Source organism: Fibrella rubiginis, from assembly GCF_017353185.1.
Classification (GTDB): domain Bacteria; phylum Bacteroidota; class Bacteroidia; order Cytophagales; family Spirosomataceae; genus Fibrella; species Fibrella rubiginis.
This window is the reverse complement of record NZ_JAFMYV010000003.1, coordinates 94,773-117,480: the sequence shown is the minus strand read 5'-3', so window position 1 is coordinate 117,480 and position 22,708 is coordinate 94,773. Positions and strand designations below refer to the sequence as shown.

The 22,708-nt window shown below is 52.9% G+C and carries 18 protein-coding genes; 7 read left to right on the top strand and 11 right to left on the bottom strand.

From position 1 onward, the window contains the following. Positions 1-90 precede the first annotated feature (90 nt). The 11 genes from J2I47_RS07345 to J2I47_RS07295 form a co-directional block, all read right to left on the bottom strand. Positions 91-1,446: an ATP-binding protein gene (locus J2I47_RS07345; RefSeq protein ID WP_207363926.1), complete on the bottom strand. Its 1,356-nt coding sequence runs from the start codon at positions 1,444-1,446 to the stop codon at positions 91-93. Between the two features lie 2 nt (positions 1,447-1,448). After that, positions 1,449-2,126 carry a response regulator transcription factor gene (locus J2I47_RS07340; protein ID WP_207363925.1) on the bottom strand — a complete coding sequence of 226 codons (678 nt, stop codon included), beginning with the start codon at positions 2,124-2,126 and terminating at the stop codon, positions 1,449-1,451. Positions 2,127-2,352: 226 nt separating this feature from the next. Next, positions 2,353-3,075: a LytR/AlgR family response regulator transcription factor gene (locus tag J2I47_RS07335; protein ID WP_229374379.1), complete on the bottom strand. Its 723-nt coding sequence runs from the start codon at positions 3,073-3,075 to the stop codon at positions 2,353-2,355. A 5-nt stretch (positions 3,076-3,080) separates the two neighbouring features. Then, positions 3,081-4,490, bottom strand: a complete 1,410-nt coding sequence (locus tag J2I47_RS07330; protein ID WP_207363923.1) for a sensor histidine kinase — start codon at positions 4,488-4,490, stop codon at positions 3,081-3,083. A 68-nt stretch (positions 4,491-4,558) separates the two neighbouring features. Continuing rightward, positions 4,559-5,626 carry a GNAT family N-acetyltransferase gene (locus J2I47_RS07325; protein WP_207363922.1) on the bottom strand — a complete coding sequence of 356 codons (1,068 nt, stop codon included), beginning with the start codon at positions 5,624-5,626 and terminating at the stop codon, positions 4,559-4,561. A 690-nt stretch (positions 5,627-6,316) separates the two neighbouring features. Beyond that, on the bottom strand, positions 6,317-6,823 hold the full coding sequence (locus tag J2I47_RS07320; protein ID WP_207363921.1) for a hypothetical protein: 507 nt from the start codon (positions 6,821-6,823) through the stop codon (positions 6,317-6,319). Positions 6,824-7,272: 449 nt separating this feature from the next. Beyond that, positions 7,273-7,830 (bottom strand): DUF4256 domain-containing protein, encoded by a 558-nt coding sequence (locus tag J2I47_RS07315; RefSeq protein ID WP_207363920.1) that lies wholly within the window; start codon positions 7,828-7,830, stop codon positions 7,273-7,275. After that, positions 7,799-8,221, bottom strand: coding sequence for a DoxX family protein (locus J2I47_RS07310; protein ID WP_207363919.1), 423 nt, complete (start codon positions 8,219-8,221; stop codon positions 7,799-7,801). Before J2I47_RS07310 ends, J2I47_RS07315 begins: the two co-directional genes overlap by 32 nt. 99 nt (positions 8,222-8,320) lie before the next feature. Beyond that, positions 8,321-8,701, bottom strand: a complete 381-nt coding sequence (locus J2I47_RS07305) for an SRPBCC domain-containing protein (RefSeq protein ID WP_310587638.1) — start codon at positions 8,699-8,701, stop codon at positions 8,321-8,323. A gap of 6 nt (positions 8,702-8,707) precedes the next feature. Further along, entirely contained in the window at positions 8,708-9,031 is a 324-nt protein-coding gene (locus J2I47_RS07300; RefSeq protein ID WP_207363918.1) for an ArsR/SmtB family transcription factor, read from the bottom strand. A 582-nt stretch (positions 9,032-9,613) separates the two neighbouring features. Next, entirely contained in the window at positions 9,614-10,006 is a 393-nt protein-coding gene (locus tag J2I47_RS07295) for a molybdopterin-binding protein (RefSeq protein ID WP_207363917.1), read from the bottom strand. A 432-nt stretch (positions 10,007-10,438) separates the two neighbouring features. Between J2I47_RS07295 and J2I47_RS07290 the strand changes: the two genes are divergently transcribed. From J2I47_RS07290 to J2I47_RS07260, 7 genes are all read left to right on the top strand, one after another. Beyond that, positions 10,439-10,789: a winged helix-turn-helix domain-containing protein gene (locus tag J2I47_RS07290; RefSeq protein WP_207363916.1), complete on the top strand. Its 351-nt coding sequence runs from the start codon at positions 10,439-10,441 to the stop codon at positions 10,787-10,789. Positions 10,790-10,885: 96 nt separating this feature from the next. Then, complete coding sequence (locus J2I47_RS07285; protein WP_207363915.1) at positions 10,886-13,447, top strand: TonB-dependent receptor; 2,562 nt, start codon at positions 10,886-10,888, stop codon at positions 13,445-13,447. 773 nt (positions 13,448-14,220) lie between these two features. Beyond that, complete coding sequence (locus tag J2I47_RS07280) at positions 14,221-17,436, top strand: SusC/RagA family TonB-linked outer membrane protein (RefSeq protein ID WP_207363914.1); 3,216 nt, start codon at positions 14,221-14,223, stop codon at positions 17,434-17,436. Between the two features lie 51 nt (positions 17,437-17,487). Further along, positions 17,488-18,939 (top strand): SusD/RagB family nutrient-binding outer membrane lipoprotein, encoded by a 1,452-nt coding sequence (locus J2I47_RS07275; RefSeq protein WP_207363913.1) that lies wholly within the window; start codon positions 17,488-17,490, stop codon positions 18,937-18,939. 10 nt (positions 18,940-18,949) lie between these two features. Beyond that, positions 18,950-20,302 (top strand): sodium:solute symporter family transporter, encoded by a 1,353-nt coding sequence (locus J2I47_RS07270; RefSeq protein WP_207363912.1) that lies wholly within the window; start codon positions 18,950-18,952, stop codon positions 20,300-20,302. Further along, complete coding sequence (locus J2I47_RS07265; RefSeq protein WP_207363911.1) at positions 20,295-21,209, top strand: metallophosphoesterase family protein; 915 nt, start codon at positions 20,295-20,297, stop codon at positions 21,207-21,209. Before J2I47_RS07270 ends, J2I47_RS07265 begins: the two co-directional genes overlap by 8 nt. A 445-nt stretch (positions 21,210-21,654) precedes the next feature. Next, complete coding sequence (locus J2I47_RS07260; protein ID WP_207363910.1) at positions 21,655-22,032, top strand: response regulator; 378 nt, start codon at positions 21,655-21,657, stop codon at positions 22,030-22,032. The last annotated feature ends 676 nt before the right edge of the window (positions 22,033-22,708 follow it).

Below are 22,708 nucleotides of genomic sequence, written 5' to 3'. Positions count from 1 at the left end.
AACGTCGGACTATGAGATTAGGGCTACATTGGTGGTATATTAGAAGTTTCTAATGTGACCCAACTCATCGGCAGGGTAGCTTTACTTGGACTATAGTGGTAGTGAGACCATAACAGTCGTGCCTTTGCCTTCAATGGACTCAACCTGTACACGGCCACCGTGTAAGTGAATAATCCGATGCACCAACGCTAAACCAACGCCGTTTCCTTTATGGGTTTGGCGGGCGTTGTCGGCGCGATAAAGCGACACAAATAGGTGAGGTATAGCATCGGCGGGTATGCCTATGCCTTCATCTTGAACGACGTACTCAACGCTCGTTGACTGCGTTCGTAAACGAACCTGAACGGGATGATTAGTAGGTGAGTATTTGCAGGCGTTATCGAGCAGATTAGTTAGGACCACCGTTAGCAGGTCAGCATGGGCGCGGAGCGGACGGTCATCTTCCTCGTCGGGCAGGTCGATGGTGACGGGCTGTTGTGGGTATTTGCGGTTAATCGTCTGTACCGCATCCAGCAGGGGTTCAGTCGGCCACACGGGTTCAAAGGTTAATGTGGCCGCTTGCTTTTCAACGCTTAGTTCGGCCAGCAGTAGTAGGTTATTTGCCAGGCTAATCAGTGATTGAACCTCTTCGATAGCCGATTGTAGCGTAGCTCGCAACCGGTCGGGTCGCTGATCGTAGGAAAGCGATACCTGCAACGTACCGAGCAGATTGGTTAGTGGGGTACGTAGCTCGTGCGATGCGTTAGTAACAAAGGCTTGGTTTTGTTGAACGGTACGTTCCAGCCGCCCCAGCAACTGATTGAACTGAATGCTTAACTTGGCCAGTTCGTCCTGCCCGTTGCCGGTGGGCAACCGCTCGGTTAGGCGGTCGGTGGAAAGCTGCTGAATCTCATTAATCAGATGTTGTACCGGCTTCAGTGCCCGCCCCGAAAACAGCCAGGCCAGCGCAATGACCAGTCCCAGCCCCGGCAGGTTCACTAACATCAGGTTGTTTCTGAGGGCACGTAGCCGCTCCCTACCAAAGGTATCTTCCGCCGTGACTATCACCACAAATCGGTCAGTGCCACGCTCAAAAAAGACCCCCACGCCTAACCGGTTCCCCGCCGAGAACTCGACCTGTCGGTTCTGGCGAATCTCGCTTAAAAAATGAGCCGTAACGGGATAATAGGCGTATCGCCCGCTCGAATACACCAGCGTATTGGTCTCATCGTAAATGGCTTCATGTTGCTGTTCCTGGGTCAAGAGTAGAATAGCGTCGGTCTCTTCCAGCCGCCGGTTTTTGCGGGCGTACACCTCGGCAGTAGTTTCGGCTTTGCGTTGCAGTCTGCTATAAAACATAGTGTGCTGACTCTGCTCGTCGAAAAAATAGACCACCGTTGAGACCAATATCAATAGGGCCAGCATCAGGCCGGCAAAGTACAAAGTCAGGCGGGTACGGATTGACATGATTACTTCGGTTCTTTCATCACGTACCCCATGCCCACAACCGTATGAATAAGCTTCGTACCAAAGCCTTTATCAATCTTTCGGCGCAGGTAGTTGATGTATACATCAATGATGTTGGTATTGGTGTCAAAGTTCAACTCCCAGACCTTCTCAGCGATATCTACCCGCGACACGACGTGTCCCTTGTTGAGCATCAAATACTCAAGCAGGGCATATTCGCGAGCGGTCAACTCCAGGGGTTGCCCGTCCCGATAAACCTGCTTGGTCGCTACGTTCAGTTCGAGGTCGGCTACGCGTAAGATGCGGTGCGTTCCGACTTCCCGATATCGTTTGTAGAGAGCCTGTACGCGCAGCAGTAGTTCGTCAAATTCAAATGGCTTAACCAAATAATCATCGGCCCCGGCTCCGAAACCCTCCTTCTTGTGCGCAATGCCACCAAGGGCCGTCAACATTAGTACCGGTACGTTCGGTTTGTCCGTCCGCAACCGCTGGCATACCTGAAAGCCATTCAGTAAGGGCAGGTTGACATCAAGGATAACAACGTCATATTCATCGTTGAGAGCCATCGACAAGCCCAGTTGTCCATCGAACGCTACATCTACACGGTAGCCTTCTTCCGATAAGCCTCGGTGTATAAACGAGCTTAATTTGACCTCGTCCTCGATCACTAGTATCTTCATTGGATGCAATTAAGCAGGATATATCCTATTTTCATCTTATAGCATTCTCAGATATAGAAGTGATTTTCCTGATGCATCATTTTCATTGGTTTGTAAGCGATTTGTGAAATTGTTTTGCGTCTGAATGTTGAGAGGCGCCAATAAAGCAATCATTCGCTGTCTGGGCTCCACAAACTTGTTCAAAGATTAACAGGCAAGCCCTAAAAAACGAATTAAGTTCAATCACTTACTTCTTCATGATCTTAGTTCCAATGGAGTTTATGAATTCTTTACGATAGGTGTCGCCTATAGGTATTTCGTGAAGCTTTCCCTGTCGCCGGATGCAGAGGGTATCCTTATCGATGACCTCAGCTTTGCTTACAGGGATGATATACGATTTATGAATGCGGACGAATTGGTTTTTTGGTAAGCGGGTTTCAGCATCGCTAATCGTCAATGGTGAGTTAAAACGGTCAGTTTCGGTGTAAAACCAGATACCGTTCCGTTCGCTCTCAACCCAGCAGATGTCATCAAAATCGACTCGCTGTAGTTTGCCTTCTACCCGTATGAACATATAGCTGTCAGTGGCCGAAGCATCATCTCGTATGGATATCCCCAACAACTGTTTTGCTCGTTGAACGGCTTTCATAAACCGCTCGAACGAGTAAGGCTTATGGAGAAAATCAATGGCGTTGTATTCGTAGCTTGGTAGAGCATATTCGGGATAAGCCGTAGTGAAAATATAATGTTGCCTATCACCCATAATGCGGACGAAGTCCAAGCCATCGATATCGTAGTTGGGCATTTCCATGTCCAAAAAAATGACATCAACTTTGTCCGTCTCCAAGTACAATAGAGCTTCGTTGGGGTCGGTAAAAAAGGCCTTGAGCGATAGGGTTGGCACCTTCTCAATGTATCGGCGTAATTGATTGACACAGATTTCTTCGTCATCAAGGATTAAGCAGGTCATAGCCATTAATTGTAGATGATTAAATGACAAGAGAACGTGTCATCGGTTTCGTTGATATCGAACGTGTAATTACTGTAAGCACGCTCCAGCCGTTGCCGGGTGTTTTGCAGTCCGATGTTCGTGCTCTCCACACGCTTCTTTTTGTTCTTCAGGTTCTTTGTAAAAAAGTCGATGCGGTCTGCCTCCGCCGTTACGTCAATAATAAACGGATGGGCGGGGTTCGTCATGTTACCGTGTTTGAAGGCGTTTTCGACTAAACCAATCAGCAGGAAGGGAAGTATATTCTTAGTCTCGACGTCGCCACTGACAGTGAAATTCATATGCATCGGATAGCGTAATTGATGCAGGCTGATGAATTGCTGCATATAGTTGATTTCATCGGATAGCCTTGCCGAATTGAAATCCTCGCGCATACTGTACCGCATGATTTCGGACAGTTTAATGATTGACTCAGCCAGTTCAGGATCAACCTCTTGCGATTTAATGTAGAAGTAGTTTAGCGTATTGTACAAAAAATGCGGGTTGACCTGAGCTTTTAAGGCCTTAAGTTCAGTGCTGAGGGTTTCCTGCTGCTGCAACAAACGTCGTTCCTCAGCCTGTTTAGTTGCAGCAATGGCATCCTTAATGTCGTCGGTAACCTCCGGTATAATTTTGAACAGATCGAGTGCGATGCCCGCGAAGAAGTAAGCGGTCGCGGTAGCTACCGTAATAAAAATAAACCATGTGTTGAAGTAGCGCGAGGCCTGCGGCGGATTGAGATGATTAGCGTTGAGTACCGCCTGTCGATTGAGCGCCCAGACTTGCTTTTGCTCCAAGGCTCTTTCGTACCGAACAGACTCATTCGGTGTCAGGTAGTTAAATCGGTAAGAATAGCCCAATTGGCCGAACGTAACGTATGTTAATATAGCCAACACAATGACCGACCAGGTCAACATAACCGTCCGCCCGAGGATCATAGCGGATAGAACAATCAGCGAGTGGGCTAACGCAAAATCGGTTAGAATAGCATCCGTTGATGGATTTCCAATGCCCATCATGTTGGCGGTGCTCATCAGCATTACTGATAACACGCTTATCCAGCGTAAGAATCGCTCAATGCGAGAGTCACGTTGCAGGCTTGAAAAATCAAACCGTTTTCCCAGAACGGTTAATCGGTTGTCCCTCAAGCTCAGGAAGGCGTAGATACCTGAGATAAGGTTGGCAAACCAAACAAAGCCGTACACGAACCACAGCCTGCTGTCGGGTACGTAGGAGCCGGTAGCCAGTTTCTCGCTGATGAGAAAGATCGGTGTTAAGGCCAGGTACGTTGTGTTGATAACGTAGAGCAGTCGGCGCTGAACGTTGGAGAAGGGCTGGGTTAATTGCTGTCGGGAACGTTCGAGTAACTGCTTGAGCGAAGTTTCAGCTTGGTTCATAGTCAGCGGTCTATTGTTAATCAACTAATTGGCCGAGGTACGTGTCGATAACCAGCTACTGATTGCTCTTAAGCATAATCAAAATTGGAAACGTATACCGGATCTTTCCCCGGTATAATCGTTGATGGTAGATCGACTGACTTAACCATGACGTGGGTGATTACGTCCGGCTGAAACTGACTTAAGAGGCCCATCCGTCGATGGTTGAGCAGTTGTGTGAGCGGATCATTCTCGTCAATTTGCCACATGGCCGTGTGTGCGTTGAAGTGCGCCAAAACACTTTCCAGCAGAGTTGGTAGCAGTTCCTCCCGGCCCTTTGCGATATAAACGCCCTCCAGCGTTATGAACGTCTGCTTTGCGGGATTGAAGAACCGACGCAGACCAGGTAAGAAAGGAGCCACGTTCCGAAGTAGCGGTCCTAGCTTGCCAGGGATGTGCACCAATTTCCAGAGAATAGGATTTGCCTGCACCCCGGCCAGAATCTGACCATCTTCTTCAAGTGTGAAGTACTGGCTTTGATAGTTGATATTTAAAAAGTTTTGAAAGCCATATTCCGCGTATTGAGCTTGTACTAACTCTAAGACACGAGCCGGATCAGTTAAGGAGGCTACGTTAAACCGGGCATCAACCTTGGGTGAAAAACGCCTGAACATGAATGTTTTCAGTTGCGCAACCGACGTGAAGTTCTGCCGTAGGGAAACCGCCATCGAGCGGGTATTTTTGGCTTCGATATACGAATACAAGAGGTGGGGGACCGGTAAGTGCAGATTGATATAATTAACAGCAACTGTTTTCAGAAGTCGCCCGTAGCCTTTACCTTGATAGTCTTCCCGAACAGCAAGGTAACGTCCGTAAAAGCCAGCAAACGAAGCCGTTGGAAACCCGATCAGCCGCTGGTCTAAACAATAGAAACCAATCAGCTCCTGCTGGATATACAGGTGAAAAAAATAGGGATGATGAAGCTGATGAATCTTAACCTCTTGGCCCGTTTGGCGGTAACGTACCCCATCCGTTCCGTACGTTGTTTGTTGCAGCAAAGCAACCGCCCGTTCATCCGCTTCCGAAGACACGCATAGCGACAACGAGCCATACTGGTACAGGATCGCCTGTTCAGACCCAAACGTTTGAGTTGACATTGCTCTTATTTGTGTATAATGCGATCTTAAATATAGTAATTCAGTAGAGTATTGGGCAACCCTCAATTACCAATAAGTTTTTGTTGTGAAAATTGAGGCCGGGTTTGTATCCCTGGAAGTACTGTTTGTCCTGAAAACAGGCCGAGACAGCACGTATGCCGTTCAATAATTCTTTTTGTGCGTAGAATTGTCTCAGGGCTGGGACTATGCGATGACTGCAAATAGCTCTAATTGAGGTTACAACCGCTGTCTTGATGCATGGCGTATTCTGGGCGATTGTGCGCCTAAATTAGATCAGTTCATCGCTGAGTTGCCCGTATAACTTACTTACTCAACCGTACTGATAAACATGGAATCCCACATTTTGGAATACAGAAGCGCAGCGTTTGACGTATGCCAGTGTAGTGTAGAGGTGTGCAGGACAATGAATGTGGTAATTGCAACAGAGAGTAGCGACGGAATCGAGGTCACCGAAAACGTTGAAACCATTGCCAACGAGGTGGTTCGGCAGTTCGATCTGGACCCGCGTCGGCTGTTTTTCATTGAACGTTATTACCCCCAAACGTCCTTCGAAAATGTCAGCTTAGTAGAGTTCTGTCTAGACGAAGGGGCGGCACTGCGAAATCCTCAACGATTTGAGTTGCCGCCCTCCGTCCTAAACAAGATCGTCGCGTTAGGTACCGGGCTGGATTACAAACGTCTCAACACCGTGGTTACGGTTGATGAGGACGAACTGCCTGGTATAGGCTGCTGACGAGTCAGCCGTAGGTTATTCCCATCGCGGATAACACCGTAGTCGGTGGTTGTGCCGTTGGGGGCCGTGAGTGTCAGCGTACCGCCGTTTACGCCCCAACGCGCCCCACTAAAACCAGCGAACGAACCCGCATCGCCCGCGTTCCGGCAAGTTGCTGGATTGTTGATGGCCGATGAACCGTCAGCGTTCAGGGAAAGCGTAATATCTGAGAGGCAGGTCGTACCGGTGAGCTGCTGATAGAAGGCAGCTACGTCGGTAACTGTACCAAACGGTGGCCCAAGGACGAAGCCAGGTTCTGCCGTGATCGCGCTGACTTTAAATTGCTCGGCAATGGCGGTAGGGGAGGGGTCATTTAATTTGAAGCAACCGAGCACCGTTAGTATACCAGCATTGAAATAATAGGTACGTACCTGATCAATGCGTTTAAAAAGATGAAGGCGCATAACGTTCGTTTGAAAAAGATCAAACAAACGGCCTCTTCGCTAAGCTCAGTGTGTCAGTGTTCACGCTTTGTGTCGTCAATCTGCTCGTGCTTTGTGTCTTGGAACGCTGAAAAGCCTTATACAACTTGGAAACGGGCATCATTTGCCAGAAAGTCCGTTTATTCAACACAAACGACCTTTCTGGCTGATCATTGGGTCGACACTTAGTAGCACCTCAATCGTGCCGCTGATAAACTTGTCACTGTTCAGAGGTAACCTCATCCGTTACTAGCTCACTCACTAACGTACTGTATAGTAAGTCGAGTGTACCGAAATAATCAGCTTCTGAAAAAGCCGCACCAGCAGAATCTGAACACGGCTTTTTGGTGGCCGTGGTTGTACTGGCGAAATCACCCTTTTGGTCAGGACGCCCCCTCGTGATGGGCGTTGTTGCGGCTAGCCACAGGCACTTAAACTTTTAGTGAGCTACGGAACCCCCGGCTACCGTAGTAAGAGTCTGCTCCGTTGTGATAAACAAACACATGACCGTAGCGAAGATCCCCAAACAGCGCCCCGCCAAGGGCTCGGATGTCAACCGGTGTTTTGAGCCAACTCGACGTTTTTGAGTCGAACTGGCCCAGTTGCTGCAACTGACGGTATTCGTCTTCAGACAACAGGTCAATCCCCATATCCGAAGCCATTTCCGTGGCACTATGCTCAGGTTTGTGTTCCTTTCTTGACGCCAGGGCTTGCTGGTCATAACAAAGACTTCGGCGGCCTTTCGGGGTTTCAGCCGAGCAATCAACAAACCGGTATTCGCCCGTTTGGGTATCGTAGCCAACGACGTCCGGCTCCCCGCCGGTACGCTCCATCTCGTAGAGCGACCACAGTTTCTGGGCGTTGGCCTCCAGCTTAGCTAGTACATTAGCCCAGTCTACGGCAGTATGACGATGTTTGTTTTTGTCAAAACGGGCAGTTAATACCTGAAGCAGTTCGTCATGCTGCTGTGGAGACAGTCGCTTGTTCATCGCGTTGGAATGGATTAAGTGAGCTTACTTTTCGGTCGGCAGGTCGGAACTGCCACGATACCACAATCAGGCTGAGCAATACCAGCGAGGGTAGCACGGCCGTCACTGATTCACCCGTAGCCAGGTGAGAAGTGGCTGCGCCTGACATGACAAAGAAAAAGCCCGCGTAAGCCCATTCTTTGAGCAGTTGGAAGCCTGGAAGTAGAATCGCCACGGTGCCAAGCAGCTTCCCGGTGCCAATAATGGTCAGGAAATAGAGGGGATAGCCTAAATGAGTCATGATAGCGGCATACCCCGCTGTATGAACTACTTGCGCCACCCCTTGCGCCACCATGCCAACAGCTAACAAGCCCGTGGCTACCCAATAGATGAGGTTATATCTTTTGTTCATCGTTCACTTCGTTTACGTTGGTCAACAATTGCTGCAAGCGATTATGCGCCTGGTTTAATCCCTGCGCAAAAGGCATCTGTACCAAGTGATCCCGGTCGGCTACTGACCGGACACGATGTGGATGCTGAGTTGGCTGGTGTGGGCGGTAAGTGGCTCAAAGGCCAAAAACTCAAGCTGAACGGGCAGTTTGACCGCCGACGCGTTTTGCATCTCAAACGTCCGCGTAATTTTTTGATTGGGGACAAACTCGTGAATGACCCCACTAAAACCGTGTTTGTTTCCCGCCGGATCGGTCGTTTCAAACTGCCAACTGCCGTGCTGCTTACTATCCAATCTGAGCACTTTCGTACCCATCCACTGTTCGACCAGCCTTGGCTCAACGTGGGCTTTGAAGAGCAGCTCTACGGGCAGATCGAAGGCTCTGGTAATGCGTAGTTCTTGCCGGCCAGCTTGGGCCTGAATGGTCGTTTTCGACTCCATAGGGGTCTATTCAGTTGCTTGGTAGCTTTTCATGAGCGTCTCGAGCTTGCTGAACCGCTCCTCCCACAAGGCCCGAAATGGCGCGATAAAGTCCGCGATCTCTTTCATTTTCTGAGGATTCAACCGGTAAAACATTTCGCGACCGTTTTGCTCCTGCTGGAGCAGTTCACATTCGGTGAGGATTTGCAGGTGTTTCGACACGGTTGGCCGGGCGGTGTCAAAGTGGGCGGCGATGGCCCCGGCAGTCATGGCCTGGGCGGTGACCAACAAGAGGATAGCCCGGCGGGTGGGGTCGGCAATGGCCTGGAACACGTCACGTCTTAACTGCATTATGTAGCTATTTGACTACAAATATAAGCGTAGCTATGTGACTACGCAAACGGCCAGTCTTATTTTTTAGGTGAGTAGGCGTTGGCCGCCAGCGGAGTGATCAGCCATGAACTTGGGCACGTTTGGGTGCTGGCCAAGGGGTAGTTAAAGCGGTACGAATAAGGCTCAATGACTCGACGTGCTGCGCAGGAGATTGCCGCCAGTGCGAAAGCGATGATGGTATGGAAATCAAGATGGGACAATGATACTGTCCTAAAAGATCAACCCCTCACAGTAGGCTAGGCCTCTTGAAAAGTGATCAACATCGTTCCGAAACCGACAAGTTTTGCCGTACCGTTGGAATTACCTGCTTATTTTTCGATGCATTTTGGCACTAATGGAGTGGAGTGGAGTGAAAGTCATCCGCTTTGTCTTCTTTTCCTTTTACTCAGTGATGCCATCACAAACTGAGCGTTGGCCTCGACTGTCACCCGGAGTGGTTTCGCCAACAGCCAACTCGGCCAGCCGGGCAGTAGGACGACCAGGTTTTTCATCAGCCGGTAGGGGAGGCAACGGGTTGATGGGACGTCGGCACGGGGTCGTTTACTGAGTCACGCGTACCTCAATGACGTTGCCTTGCCAAATCCTGCGGGCGGGCTTTTTCTCGCCGGGCATAATGAGCCGGTAGAGTCCAGCCCCGGTTGGTAAAGGCGAACTATTCACCCGGTCGGCCAGCAAAATCGTCCGACTCGTAAAGTCTGGGGCTAGCTCGGGCAGCGCCAGCAACACCTGGTAGCCGTCGACCGCTTTGACGACGTACTTCATCAGGTTGGCACCCCGTAAGTCACCACCCACGGTAGCCCCCGCCTGCTGGAATAAATCGATGAGGGGAATGCCGCCGTATTGATGCTCCTTGCTATCGCGGTCGGTCGCCTTTGCCTCGTGGTGGGGCATTGAGTGTAAATCACCTACCTGGAGATTGAGTGGTCGGGTCACCTCACCCGTAAGGTTGTACGGTTTGTGCCTAACTGGTCTTGACGCTGACCAGTAGCCCCAGCCCCATGACAAGCTTGCAACGACAGGATGCCAGATGGGCAGAGAGACTTAGAAGGGACCGATCAGGGTTCATGGGTAGAGGTTGGTGTTGCCGAGAAGAAGTCGGATTGCGGGCGCCTGAAAACAGCGTGGTCGCTATAGCTGCTCAAATATAACGATCGGATGGCTTAACAAAGTATGGTTCGTCAGCAGGTTGGTTCCGCATACCGTTTCTGAATCGTCGTGACAGGAACCCCTAGCCAGTTTACTGGTATCGCGGTAAACTAAACAGCCCAAGTGTGTCCGTAGTAGGCGGTTAGCAAATAGACGATACATTCGTCCCGCTTTAGAAAGATAGATGCGTGTTATCAAGCACTTTGACCACTAGTTGTGATGAACAAACTAACCCTGAATGGCCGCATATGGCTGGAAACTACTTCGGAGAAAGGGACCGAACGCTTTATGGGCATTGGGCGGCTGGAACTGCTGGGGCATATTCAGCGGACAGGCTCGATCAACCAAGCGGCCCAAGCCATGCATATGTCCTATAAACGAGCCTGGACCTTGGTGCATTCGATGAACCAACAGGCCGACCACCCCCTGGTAATCACCCAAACCGGGGGCGAGAAGGGCGGTGGCGCTGTGGTAACAGCCGAGGGCGAGACGTACCTGACCCACTATCGGGCGATACAGGAACGGTTCCAGCAGTTTTTGCGCGATGAATTAGCCCGGCTGCCAACTTGAAACGCCTCGCTTCCTCCGTTACTCCGCTCAAATCATGGGATTTTGCCCCATTCAACCGCCCAGAGGGTTATATTTGTTTGGAAATAACGACCGTCTATGAACTATCTTTTCCTGGCTCTGCTGCTGACAAGCGCCCCATTACAGGCGGCGATCCTGCCTGACAGCACTATCACCCCCAATGATTCGCTAAGCCGCATTCAACTCAATGACGTGGTGATCTCGGCTTCCCGCGTATCGGAAAGCATTCTCCAATCACCCGTCAGTATTGAGGTGATCGATGCCCGGCGCATTCAGCTCTCAGCCCAGCCCTCTTATTTCGATGCCATTGAAAATCTTAAGGGCGTTCAACTGCTCACCTCTAGCCTGGGTTTTAAGGTCTATAACACGCGGGGTTTTGCCGCGACCACCAACGTTCGCTTCGTGCAACTCGTCGATGGGCGCGATAACCAGGCCCCCCACATTGGCGCACCCATTGCCAGCGCGCTGGCCCCGTCGGACTTAGACATTCGCCAGGTGGAACTCGTGCCGGGCGTGGCCTCAGCGCTCTACGGCCTGAATGCGCTCAACGGCCTGGTCAACGTGCTGACGCGCAATCCCTTTGATTCGCCGGGGTTGAGCATCGGGCAAAAAACAGGCCTTAGCCACGTGGACGATGCCGCCGTTGGGGCCAAGCTCTATGCTGAAAACTCGCTTCGCTACGCTCATGGGCTGAGTAATCGCTTCGCTTTTAAAGTAAACCTGATCTATCAGCAGGGCTACGACTGGGTGGCCGGCAACCGTGATGATCTCAACCCCAATGGCAATGCGTCGCTGGGGCTGATGGGGGGGGATAACCCGGCCTACGACCCAGTCAACGGCTACGGCAACGAAGCGGCCAATCGACGCACGCTGACGCTGGGTGGCAAACGTTACAGTGTGGGTCGAACGGGGTATTATGAAGCCGAGGTGACCGACTACCGCCTGCGAAACCTGCGGGGTGATATCGCGCTACACTACCGCTTTTCGCCCAGGTTTGAACTGGCTTACACCTACCAGGGTGCGACGCTGGATAATGTCTACCAGCGCACCAACCGCTTCCGGCTCGACCACTACCGGCTCGATCAGCACAGCCTGAGCCTGACTACCCCATCGGTGCAGATTCGGGCCTACCAAACTCATGAAAACACGGGCAACGCCTACAATATCCGCTCAATGGCTGAGACCATCGACAAATCATTCAAGACGGATAATGGTTGGTTTACCGATTTCACCAACCAGTTCAATATTGATACCAAAGCTGGTGTACCGGTGCCCGATGCCCTGCGCGATGCTCGTGCCGTGGCCGACAAAGGCCGCCCGGTGCCGGGTACGCCAACCTTTACTGACCTGATGGCCAAGCTACGCGCCATCAACAACTGGGACATCGGGGCGGCCCTGCAGGTGCAGTCCTGGATGTATCATGCCGAAGGACAGGCGGAACCCACGCGGATGCTCTGGCAACGGTTTCGCCAACAGACGGGCCTGACGATGCAGGCTGGGTTCGACCTTCGGTGGTACGTGGTGTTTCCCGATGGCAACTACTTCATCAACCCCACCGAGCCGGGCCGCAATCTGGTATATGGCAAAACGGGCGGCTTTGTGCAGCTCAGCCGCCTGTTTTTCGACGACAAGCTGAAGGTAGCGGGGTCGCTGAGGCTTGACAAAAATGACTACTTCGATGCCCGGCTGAACCCCCGGCTGTCGGTGGTGTATTCGCCCACCGATGCGCACAACATCCGCGCGTCCTTTCAGAATGGTTACCGGTTTCCCTCGCTCTTTGAGGGCTTTACCAACATCAATTCAGGGGGAGTAAAACGGGTGGGTGGTCTACCCATCATGTCGCAAGGTATTTATGAAAATGTGTACTTGGTCACCTCCATCAATGCCTTTCAGGCGGCAATCACGACGGATGTGAACACCAACAAACTCACGACAGATCAGGCTATTCAGAAAAACAAGGGGCTGTTGAAACAAAGCCCCTACACCTACCTGAGACCCGAACAGGTTAACAGCCTCGAGATGGGTTACAAGGGGTTATTCGTTCGGCAACGGCTATATATGGAGGTCGACGTGTACTATAGTGCTTACCAAAATTTCATTGCCCAGGTGAATGCTAACCTGGCCAAAGGCAAAAATCCCGATTCGCTGGTTTACTATTTTTCTTCCTCAACGACCCAAGATCGCTACCGGCTCTGGACCAATTCGCAAACGCGGGTCTACAACTACGGAGCCAGCGTAGGGTTACGCTATAGCCTGACCCAACATTGGTCAGTAGGAGGCAATGCCTCGTTTGCCCGGCTTGACCGGGCCGAAAACGGCGACGGGCTGGAAAGCTCATTTAATACCCCCCGCTGGATCACCAATTTGAGTGTCTCGACCAGCAACCTGTGGCGGGGCCTTGGCTGTTCGGTCAACTACAAACACCAGGACGCGTTCTTGTGGCAGTCGGAACTGGCCTCGGGCACCGTGGCGGCCATCAACACGCTGGATGCTCAGGTCAGTTATCGGCTCCAAGGGTTACGCCTGTTAGTGAAGGCCGGTGGCACAAACCTAGCCAATAAACCCTACTACAGCTTCATCGGAGGCCCGGCGGTGGGTGGGCTTTATTATACGAATCTAGTCTGGGAGCCTAAGTTGTAAGCCGATGCATCGGCCCAAACCTGGCCGGGGTCAACGGGTTACGTGGGTACGATGCGCTATGATGATATTAGCACCGAGTGCCCTGCTCTGGCTGCCTGGCTCCCGTCGCTCGTTGCTGCTGACAGACGGTCCGCCGTTGCCGTGTAGGGCTGTCTTTGGTCAGGCGCGTGACCTACTCAGCCTACGTCGGGCCTGACAGGCACTACGCCAATTTCAGGTGCCTAAGCGCTCGATGAACGGATTGTAGCAGGACACGCCCCAGAAAAAGTGGTCAAAATCGCCTTAAAACGTTCGAATTTCGCTGGGCTGGAAGAATCACCTAATCGACGAGGTGGCTAAGGCCCCCAATCAATAGTACCCACCATACAGCAAAGCCAGGGAAATTCGTATGGCACTCCTGGTTCTGGTATATTAACCTGAGTCTGTTTTGTGATAAGGTCACCGGGGCCGTATGCCTCCATCATGCTTTTGGGCATAGTGTTCGGCAACGGCTTGAGCGTGGATATCGGCCAGGTTGTGATGACCGCAGACGACCAACATACTCAGGGCTTCTTTTGCCTGATTGCTCGCTTCATCAAATAAGCTGTCACCCGTTTGTCTACATCAACTCAGATCCGACAACAGCACCTTTTTCGAATTTCACCCGGACTAATCCCTCGCTGGAGCTAATCGCTATTTGACTAATTAGCTCCTTCGCACCCATCCCTTCGCATCTATGGTCCATCGTATCCCGTAAATTGCCATAATTTCTTTTCTTAACTACTTCCCATTTTATGCGGTTATTTTTACTGATCATCCTTCTTTCCTGTTTATCCGTCACGTCGTTTGCCCAGAAACTGACCGGGCAGGTTGTCGACCAGGCGTCGCAACAACCCATTGTGGGGGCCACCGTGCAGGTAAAACGCACGCAAGCAGGCACGCTCACCAATGCCACAGGCACATTCACCCTGACTAATCTACAGCCAGCCGACGTCCTGACGTTCTCTTACCTGGGCTACCATTCGCAGGAAATTCAGTATACGGGTCAGACTAACCTGCTTGTCGAATTTGCGGAGGGGGTTTCGCTCGATGAGGTCGTCGTAACGGCGCTGGGACTGGAGCGCAACGCCCGAAGCCTGGGCTACGCGGTTCAGCGAGTCGATGGCCGACAGGTCAGCGACGTGAAAGCGCCCAATTTTCTCGACAATCTGGCCGGCAAGGTGGCGGGGGTCATGGTCACGGCCGGCTCAACGGGCGTGGGGTCATCATCGCGCATTACCATCCGGGGCGAATCGTCCTTCACCAACAACAATCCTCTCTTTGTCGTCGACGGTATTGTGATCAACAACGCCACGGTGGTCAACCGGGTTAACGACGATGCCAACGGGTTTCAAGAAATCGATTTTGGCAATGGTGCCATGGAGGTCAACCCCGACGATGTAGCGGCGGTATCAGTGCTCAAAGGCCCAAGTGCGGCCGCCCTCTACGGCACCCGTGCAGCCAACGGGGTTATCCTGATCACGACCAAAGATGGCTCGTCGGCGGGTAAAGGCATCGGTGTAAGCTTCAATAGCACGTTCTACACCGAGCGGCCATTTCAGCTGCCCCGCTTTCAGAACAGCTATGGGCAGGGCAATAGTGGCGCGTTCAAGTACGTCAACGGCCTGGGCGGGGGCGTAAACGACAATATTTCGTACAGCTATGGCCCCAAGCTGGACGCGGGTGTGCTGACTCCGCAGTACGACAGCCCCGTGACCCTACCCGACGGACGGGTGGTGCGCGGAGCCGACACGCAGGTCTACAGCGGACTTCCGATCACCCCGACCCCGTTTGTGTCACACCCCAACAACCTAAGCGATTTTTACCAGACGGGGCATACGGCCATCAACAACCTGGCCATTTCGGGCGGCTACGATAAAGGCAGCTACCGGCTCTCCTTCACTGACCTGAACAGCCAGTCGACCATACCGGGCGTTGATTTGAAACGCAAAACATTGGCCGCCCGGTTGCAGTTTGAGCCTATCAGGAGGCTGAAAGTTAGCTCATCCATCAACTACATCAACAGTGGCAGCGACAATCGCCCTGCCACCAAGTACGGGTCGGAAAACATTAATTACGCCCTAAGTGCCTGGCTGGGTCGGCAGACCGACGTCAACCCCATGAGGCAATACTGGCAGCCGGGGCTGGAGGGTATTCAGCAATTTTCCTACAACTATACCTTCTTTGACAACCCGTACTTTTCGCTCTACGAAAACCGAAACTCGTTTAACCGCGACCGGCTCATCGGCAATCTGGCCATCACGGCTGGACTAGCCACCAACCTGACGCTGATGGTGCGGAGCGGCATGGACTACTCCAGCGAGAACCGCCAGTTTCAGCGGGCCTTCAGCAGCAACCGTTTCAAGAGTGGGGCTTACGCTGAGAACGCCGTTTTATTCCGGGAGATCAATACCGACTTCTTATTGAACTACACCCGCAGTCTGGGCCCGCTCTCGCTCGACATAGCGGCTGGGGGCAACCGCATGGACCAACTGGCTTCGTTCGATCAGTATCAGGCCCTGACGCTGGCGCAGCCGGGCGTATTCAAACTCACTAACGCGGCCTCGCCGGTGGAGGTCTATCAGCAGCGTGGCCGCAAGCGCATCAACAGTTTGTATGCCCTGGCCAAACTAGGTTTTAAAGATGTGCTATTTGTCGACATCACTGGCCGCAACGACTGGTCAAGCGCGCTGGCCACACCGACATCCACGGCCAATACGGCCTTCTTCTACCCGTCGGTATCGGCCAGCTGGGTGTTGTCGAATCAGTTTAGACTACCCGCTGTCGTCTCCTTTGCCAAAGTACGGGCAAGCCTCGCCAATGTCGGCAACGACACCAATCCGTACCAGACAACAGGCGTGTTCAACGCCCGGAACCCGGTTTTTTCGCAGCCAGCCTTCAGCGACCAGAGTATCATCGCCAATACTAACTTGAAACCAGAGTCGATCACGTCGGTTGAAGTAGGGGCCGACGTCCGCTTCTTTAACGACCGGCTGGGTTTCGACCTGACCTATTACAACGCCCGTACCAGCAATCAGATTCTGTCGCTGCCCATTGCCATCCCAACGGGCTACAGCGAACGGGTCATCAACGGTGGTGAAGTGCGGTCGCAGGGTGTCGAGGCCGTGGTCACGGCGATGCCGATCCAGACGAGCCGTATCCGATGGAACGTCAGCTTGAACTTCAGCCGCAACCGGACCACCGTCGTGTCGCTTCCCGAAGAGGCCGGCACCCTGACGCTGGGCTACAACCGCATCTACGACAACGTGAACCAGACCGTCTGGTACCAGGTGCGGCAGGGCGACCGGATGGGCGATATGTGGGGGACGGGCTACCAGCGTAGTCCCCAGGGCGACTTCATTGTGGGCAGCAACGGGCAGTACATGGCCAACAACACACTCAAGAAGCTGGGTAACTACAACCCCGATTTCATGCTGGGTCTGTCGAACCAAATCAGCGTGGGGAACTGGAACCTAGGCTTTCTTGTCGACTGGCGGCAGGGCGGTGTGCTGGTGTCGCGCACGCTGGCCCTGGCGGGCGTAGCGGGTCAGTTGATCGAAACGGCTGACCGGCCCGATGCGGGCATTATAGCCAAAGGTGTGGTGAACAGTGGCACGGCTGAAAATCCGAACTACCAGCCCAACACCCGTGCCATTCCGGCCGAAACTTACTACCGGATGTATTATGACCGGAACCACGAGGAGAACAGCACCTACGATGCCTCGTATGTAAAGATGCGAGAACTGACCATCGGCTACTCGGTGCCCCAAACGGCCTGGCTGGCCAAAAAGCTGGGTATGCAGCGGCTGACGGTGGCGCTGGTCGGACGGAATCTGCTGGCCCTCTCGCACATCCCGCATTTTGACCCCGAGCAGACCTCGTTCCAGCAAAATCAACTCCAGACGGGCGTCGAGGACATGACCTACCCGACTACCCGCAACCTGGGCGTGAAACTAAGCGTGAATTTTTAAGCCATACGACCACCCAGGCAACCGGACTACCGGACCACTGACTAAATGACCATGAAACGGAAACTATATAGCATCTTCCTGCTGACCGTACTAGCTGGCTTGCTGCCCGGCTGTACGGACAACTTTAAGGAAATCAACACGAACCCCAACGCGCCGGTCGACGTGCAGCCGTCGCTTCTGTTCCGCAAAATCCTCTTCGATTACGGCGAACAGATGTCTTACGAAGCCTTCGTGGCGGGCAACCTGCTGGGGCAGTACTTTACGGCCATCGACTTCAACCTATTCGACCGGCACAGCCTAAGCGAGCCGCAGTACGGCGGTAATCCTTGGCCGTTTATGTATAGTAATCTGCGTGATAACGAAATTCTGCTGCAAAAAGCACGCGCCAATACGGCTTTCGGGGTATATGAAGGACCGGCTCTGATCATGAAAGCCTACATAGCCGCCATGCTGACGGACCTCTACGGCGACGTTCCCTACAGCGAAGCGCTACAGGGAAAAACGGGCGTGATTACGCCCGCCTACGACCGTCAAGAATCCATCTATACGGCGGCTGGCGGCATACTCGACAACCTCGACAAGGGTATTGCGGCCATCAACACGTACAAAGGGGCTACGGTCCTTAACGGCGACATCCTCTACGGGGGCAACCTAAGCAAGTGGATCCTGTTTGCCAACTCGCTGAAAATTAAATCGCTGGTACGCATTTCGGGAAAAGTAGACGTGAAAGTGGCCTTGCAAAAAATCGTGACGGAAGGCAATTTTATTAAGGCGAATACAGACAACGCTGTGTACCGGTTTTCGCTGACGCAGCCCAACAACTTCCGTATGTCGGCGGCCCGTATCGGCGATTATAACCTGTTCATTATGGCCAAAACCAGCGAGGAACTACTCACCGGACTGGGCGATCCCCGGATACAGACGTATTTTCGATCAACTTCTGCCAAGCCGGGCACCTACAAAGGTCTGTTGAATGGGCCGGATGCATCGAAACTATCTATTTCCGTTGCCGACTACTCGCTGTCAGGTGCTATCTTCCGAGAAGCTTCAGACCGGTTGTATGCCAATTTCATGACCGCTAGCGAAACCAGTTTCCTACTGGCCGAAGCCGCCGAGCGGGGCCTGGTATCCGCCTCGGCGAAGGCCCTGTACGAACAGGGCATTACCCAGTCTTTCGACTATTGGCAGACGACATTGCCGATGGGCTATTTGACCAGCAGTAAGGTGGCTTACGGCCAAAATGGACAGAACCCGCTTGAGCAAATACTGACCCAGAAATGGCTGGGCAACATCAACAACGGTTACGAAGGCTGGACCGAGTACCGCCGGACGGGTTTCCCCCGCCTGAAAACGATCTCGGCCAGCCTCAACAACGGGCTGATTCCTGTCCGGATGCCCTACCCCGGCACAGAAAGCGCGCTGAACGCGGTGCAATACAAAAAAGCCGCTGACAAAACCCAAAACAACAGCATCAACGTTTCCGTATGGTGGGCTACCCGCTGATCACCCCCGCATGAGTACAACCCTGTTGCAGTGGGCGTTGGTCCTGGCATCCAGCATTACGCTGTTTTTCGTATCACCTCTGTCCCGGACGGCGCCCGAATTTTTCAGAGGTGCCCGCAAAGAGCGGACCCCGAACACGGTTTTCCTCACGAGTAGCCTGGTTATTTCCTGGCTGTTTGCCAAGTCGATTACCAATGCCGCCAACCTGGGCCACAGCTTCGGACTGGTGGGGGGCGTCGCCTACGCGGGGTATTACCTGTCGTTTCTGGTGGCCGGTTTCGTGATCGTGTCCATGCGAAACAAAGGGGGCTACTGCAGCATCCACCATTTTCTGGCCTCGAAGTTTGGGCGTAGTGCGGTGGTAGTTTTTACGTTCCTGATTATCATACGGCTTTACAACGAAATCTGGTCCAACACCATCGTCATTGGCTCTTATTTCGGCGTACAGGGTACGACCGATTACTACGTAGCCATCGTGGTGTTTACCCTGCTGACGCTGGCCTACACGCTGAAAGGCGGCATGAGCAGTTCGATCATGACCGACGTGATTCAACTGTCGCTTTTTGTGGTGTTGCTAACGGTTATTTTGGGCTTTATCCTGCCAGAGTACGGGGGTAGCCTGACCCCCTTCCTGAGCAGTGGACACTGGGAGTTGGGGCAGGGCGTCGATCTGCTGCTGGTAGCGCTGGTTCAATGTTTCAGCTACCCCTTTCACGATCCGGTGCTCACCGACCGGGGGTTTATCTCCGATACGCGCACCACGCTGAAGTCGTACCTCTGGGCGGGTGCTATCGGCGCGCTCTGCATTCTCTTCTTTAGCTTCGTCGGCATCTTTGCCAAACTCAACGCCCTGACGGGTGAAGCACCGGTGGCCGTAGCGCGGTACTTTGGCGTACCCATGCTGCTGCTGATGAACCTCATCATGGTTACCTCGGCCTCATCGACCCTCGATTCGGCCATGGCCTCATTTTCCAAACTGATCAGTATCGACCTGAGCCAAGCGGCTGTGCCGAGCGTATCGAGGGGGCGGTGGGCCATGTTGGTCCTGACGGTACTGGGTACGATTCCGGTGTTCTTCAACCCCGCTATTCTGTCGGCTACCACCATCAGTGGCACGCTGGTGCTGGGGTTGGCACCCGTGTTTTTGTTCTGGCATGTGCCCGTGCCGCGCCTGGCCTTTCACCTGTCGGTGGTGGGTGGGCTGGTGCTGGGCGGCTTGCTGACGCTGTTTCCCCTGCCCGACGCCCTGCGGTTGGGTGAGGGTAAATACGGGGCGCTGCTCAGTGTGAACCTGATCACGACGGGTTTTTGTTTCGGGGTATTCGGGCTCTGTACTGTTTTCCGAAAAAAGACCGATGACTGATAGCCTGTACACCAAAGACCTCGCCACACGCAGGGGCAGGCTGCTCGTTTTCGGGGGGGCATACTCCAACCTGCAGGCACTGGAGACGCTCAGAGGCATTGCCGGTCAGCGTCAAATTCCAGCCGATAATATCATCTGCACCGGCGACATCGTGGGCTACTGCGCCCAGCCCGAAGCATCGGTACAGTTTGTGAAAGACTGGGGTATCCACGCCATCCAGGGCAACGTAGAGCAGAATATCATCTGGGGCGAAGACGACTGCGGCTGTAACTTCGCTGAAGGGGGGCGGTGTGATCTGTTCGCCCGCAGCTGGTTTCCCTACGCGGTTCAATCCCTATCGACCCGATCGGTTGACTGGCTGAGTACGCTGCCGCTTCACCTCTCCTTTTCGTATGCGGGTAAGTTGGTAAGGGTGTTGCACGGGGCAGCCACCGATATCGCCGATTTTGTGTTCGCGTCGACGCCCTGGCCGGTGAAAGAAAAGAGCTTTGCCGCTACTGGGGCCGAGGTGATCCTGGCCGGCCACGCTGGATTACCGTTTGCTGACCGGCGGGCTACCGACAGGGGCGGCGCTCGTTACTGGCTCAACGCGGGCGTCATCGGGATGCCCGCCAACGACGGCACTCCCCGCGTGTGGTATCTGCTGCTCGATGATACCGATGGCCTATTCAGGTACACCTTTCACGCCTTCACCTATGACAACCGTACGGCTCATCAGCTGATGGTGGCCAACCAACTTCCCGACTCCTACGCCCAGACACTCCTAACGGGTATCTGGGACAACTGCGAGATTTTACCAGAGGCGGAGAAGGCTCTACAGGGCCGGGCCATTACGCTGCATCAGGAAGCTAACGAGCCGACCTTGGTGGCAACTACTGAAGCAGGCTACTGTCCGGTTGCCCGTTGATTCACAACCAACTATCAAACAGCCCGCTGAAGTCAAGCGAGAATAAATTAACATTAAATTAATCAAGGGCACAAACAACGGACCTAAGCCCTTATATACAGGCAGAGGGTCGGCTGTGGAATGGGATGGGAAACGGGTAAATAAGTAAATCCTGTAGAAGGCATCTGTGCTATTGAGCAAGCAATGTCGGAAATTACTCACTAAATTGATGCCAAAGTTCTTAGGTGATCCGTGTAAAGGCGCACAAAGCTGGTAGCGATTCTAGCAAGAATATAAAAGTAAAGGTAACGGTAGCCTGTGATCACACGTACTCACAAGTTCTCAAGCAAGGTTTCCCCACAAAACACCTACCCGCAAATTCAATGGCGCAGTGATGGTACTATGACAATGAATAACTTTGTTTGCTTGGGTATTTATGCGAGAGAGCTTTTCCTGTGCTACTTCTATGAAATCAATTTGGCGGGTTGATGATGATCACCAAGAGCATACCCCTTTCAAAGCTGTCGTTACCCAAACCGGAGCCACGCTACCCATTAGTAGTTTCTTTAATGGCTCTGCTTTGCTGGAGGCCCTAACGACAACGGCTCCGTTGTCGGACTTGATCATTCTCTACTTGCACATGCCCCGTATGAACGGGCTGGAAACCTTACAGGCTATGGGCAGAAATCCTGCCTTTGACGATGTGCCTATCGTACTTAATTCGGCATCGGCTACTCCTAGCCTTCGAGCGGTTGCTCAGCAGCTCGGCGCGGAATGCAGAATCAAACCGACCACCTTGTTGGCCATGAGAGATTCAATGCACTATTTGTTACAGCGATACTAAATGTGAAGGCTTCAAGACCAGCTTAATGAGCTATAAGATAAGGAACTGCGGTTGATGGAAAACGAAACTATGTGTTATTTGGTAGACTTGCCCGCTTAATATATGTTTAGGCCGGCATTATCGTCGAGTGCCTTGTCTGATGCCCATATTACACGTTTAATAACTGCCCACATGCAGTGGCGGGTAGAGTAGGGTGAGTCAGATCGCCGTACTGATTACGGGCTGGTTCACCTCAATATGCTGGTAGTAGCGGGGTGGGGGTAGTCCCCGCCGATCCTGATTGGCCGTGCCGTTACCCAGTTTTTCTCCCAGGCTGATGCCAATAAATTGATAGCCTGCTTTAGCGATGTTATGGATAGGGGACAGATTACCCGGTCTGTTTTGAGTTACCCACCGCTCAATCCTGTGCCATTCCCAGCGTACGCGGTACTGATTACCCCGCTAGCTAACGGGGTGATGCTGTCTTGGGGAGACCTACCCTCGATCGATTTTCCGTGTCCATCTACTCGTAGTTGCTCTCCGACCCTTCGGTATGGGCCTTGGTGGACCCTGTATTGGGCACGGCTCAACAGCCTGCTGACCTTCCTAAGCTGATTGGCTTAGCCTCCGCTTCAATACATGACGATAGTCAAAAAGGGTGAGCGGCTACTACACATAGGGACGATCTGAAGTAGCT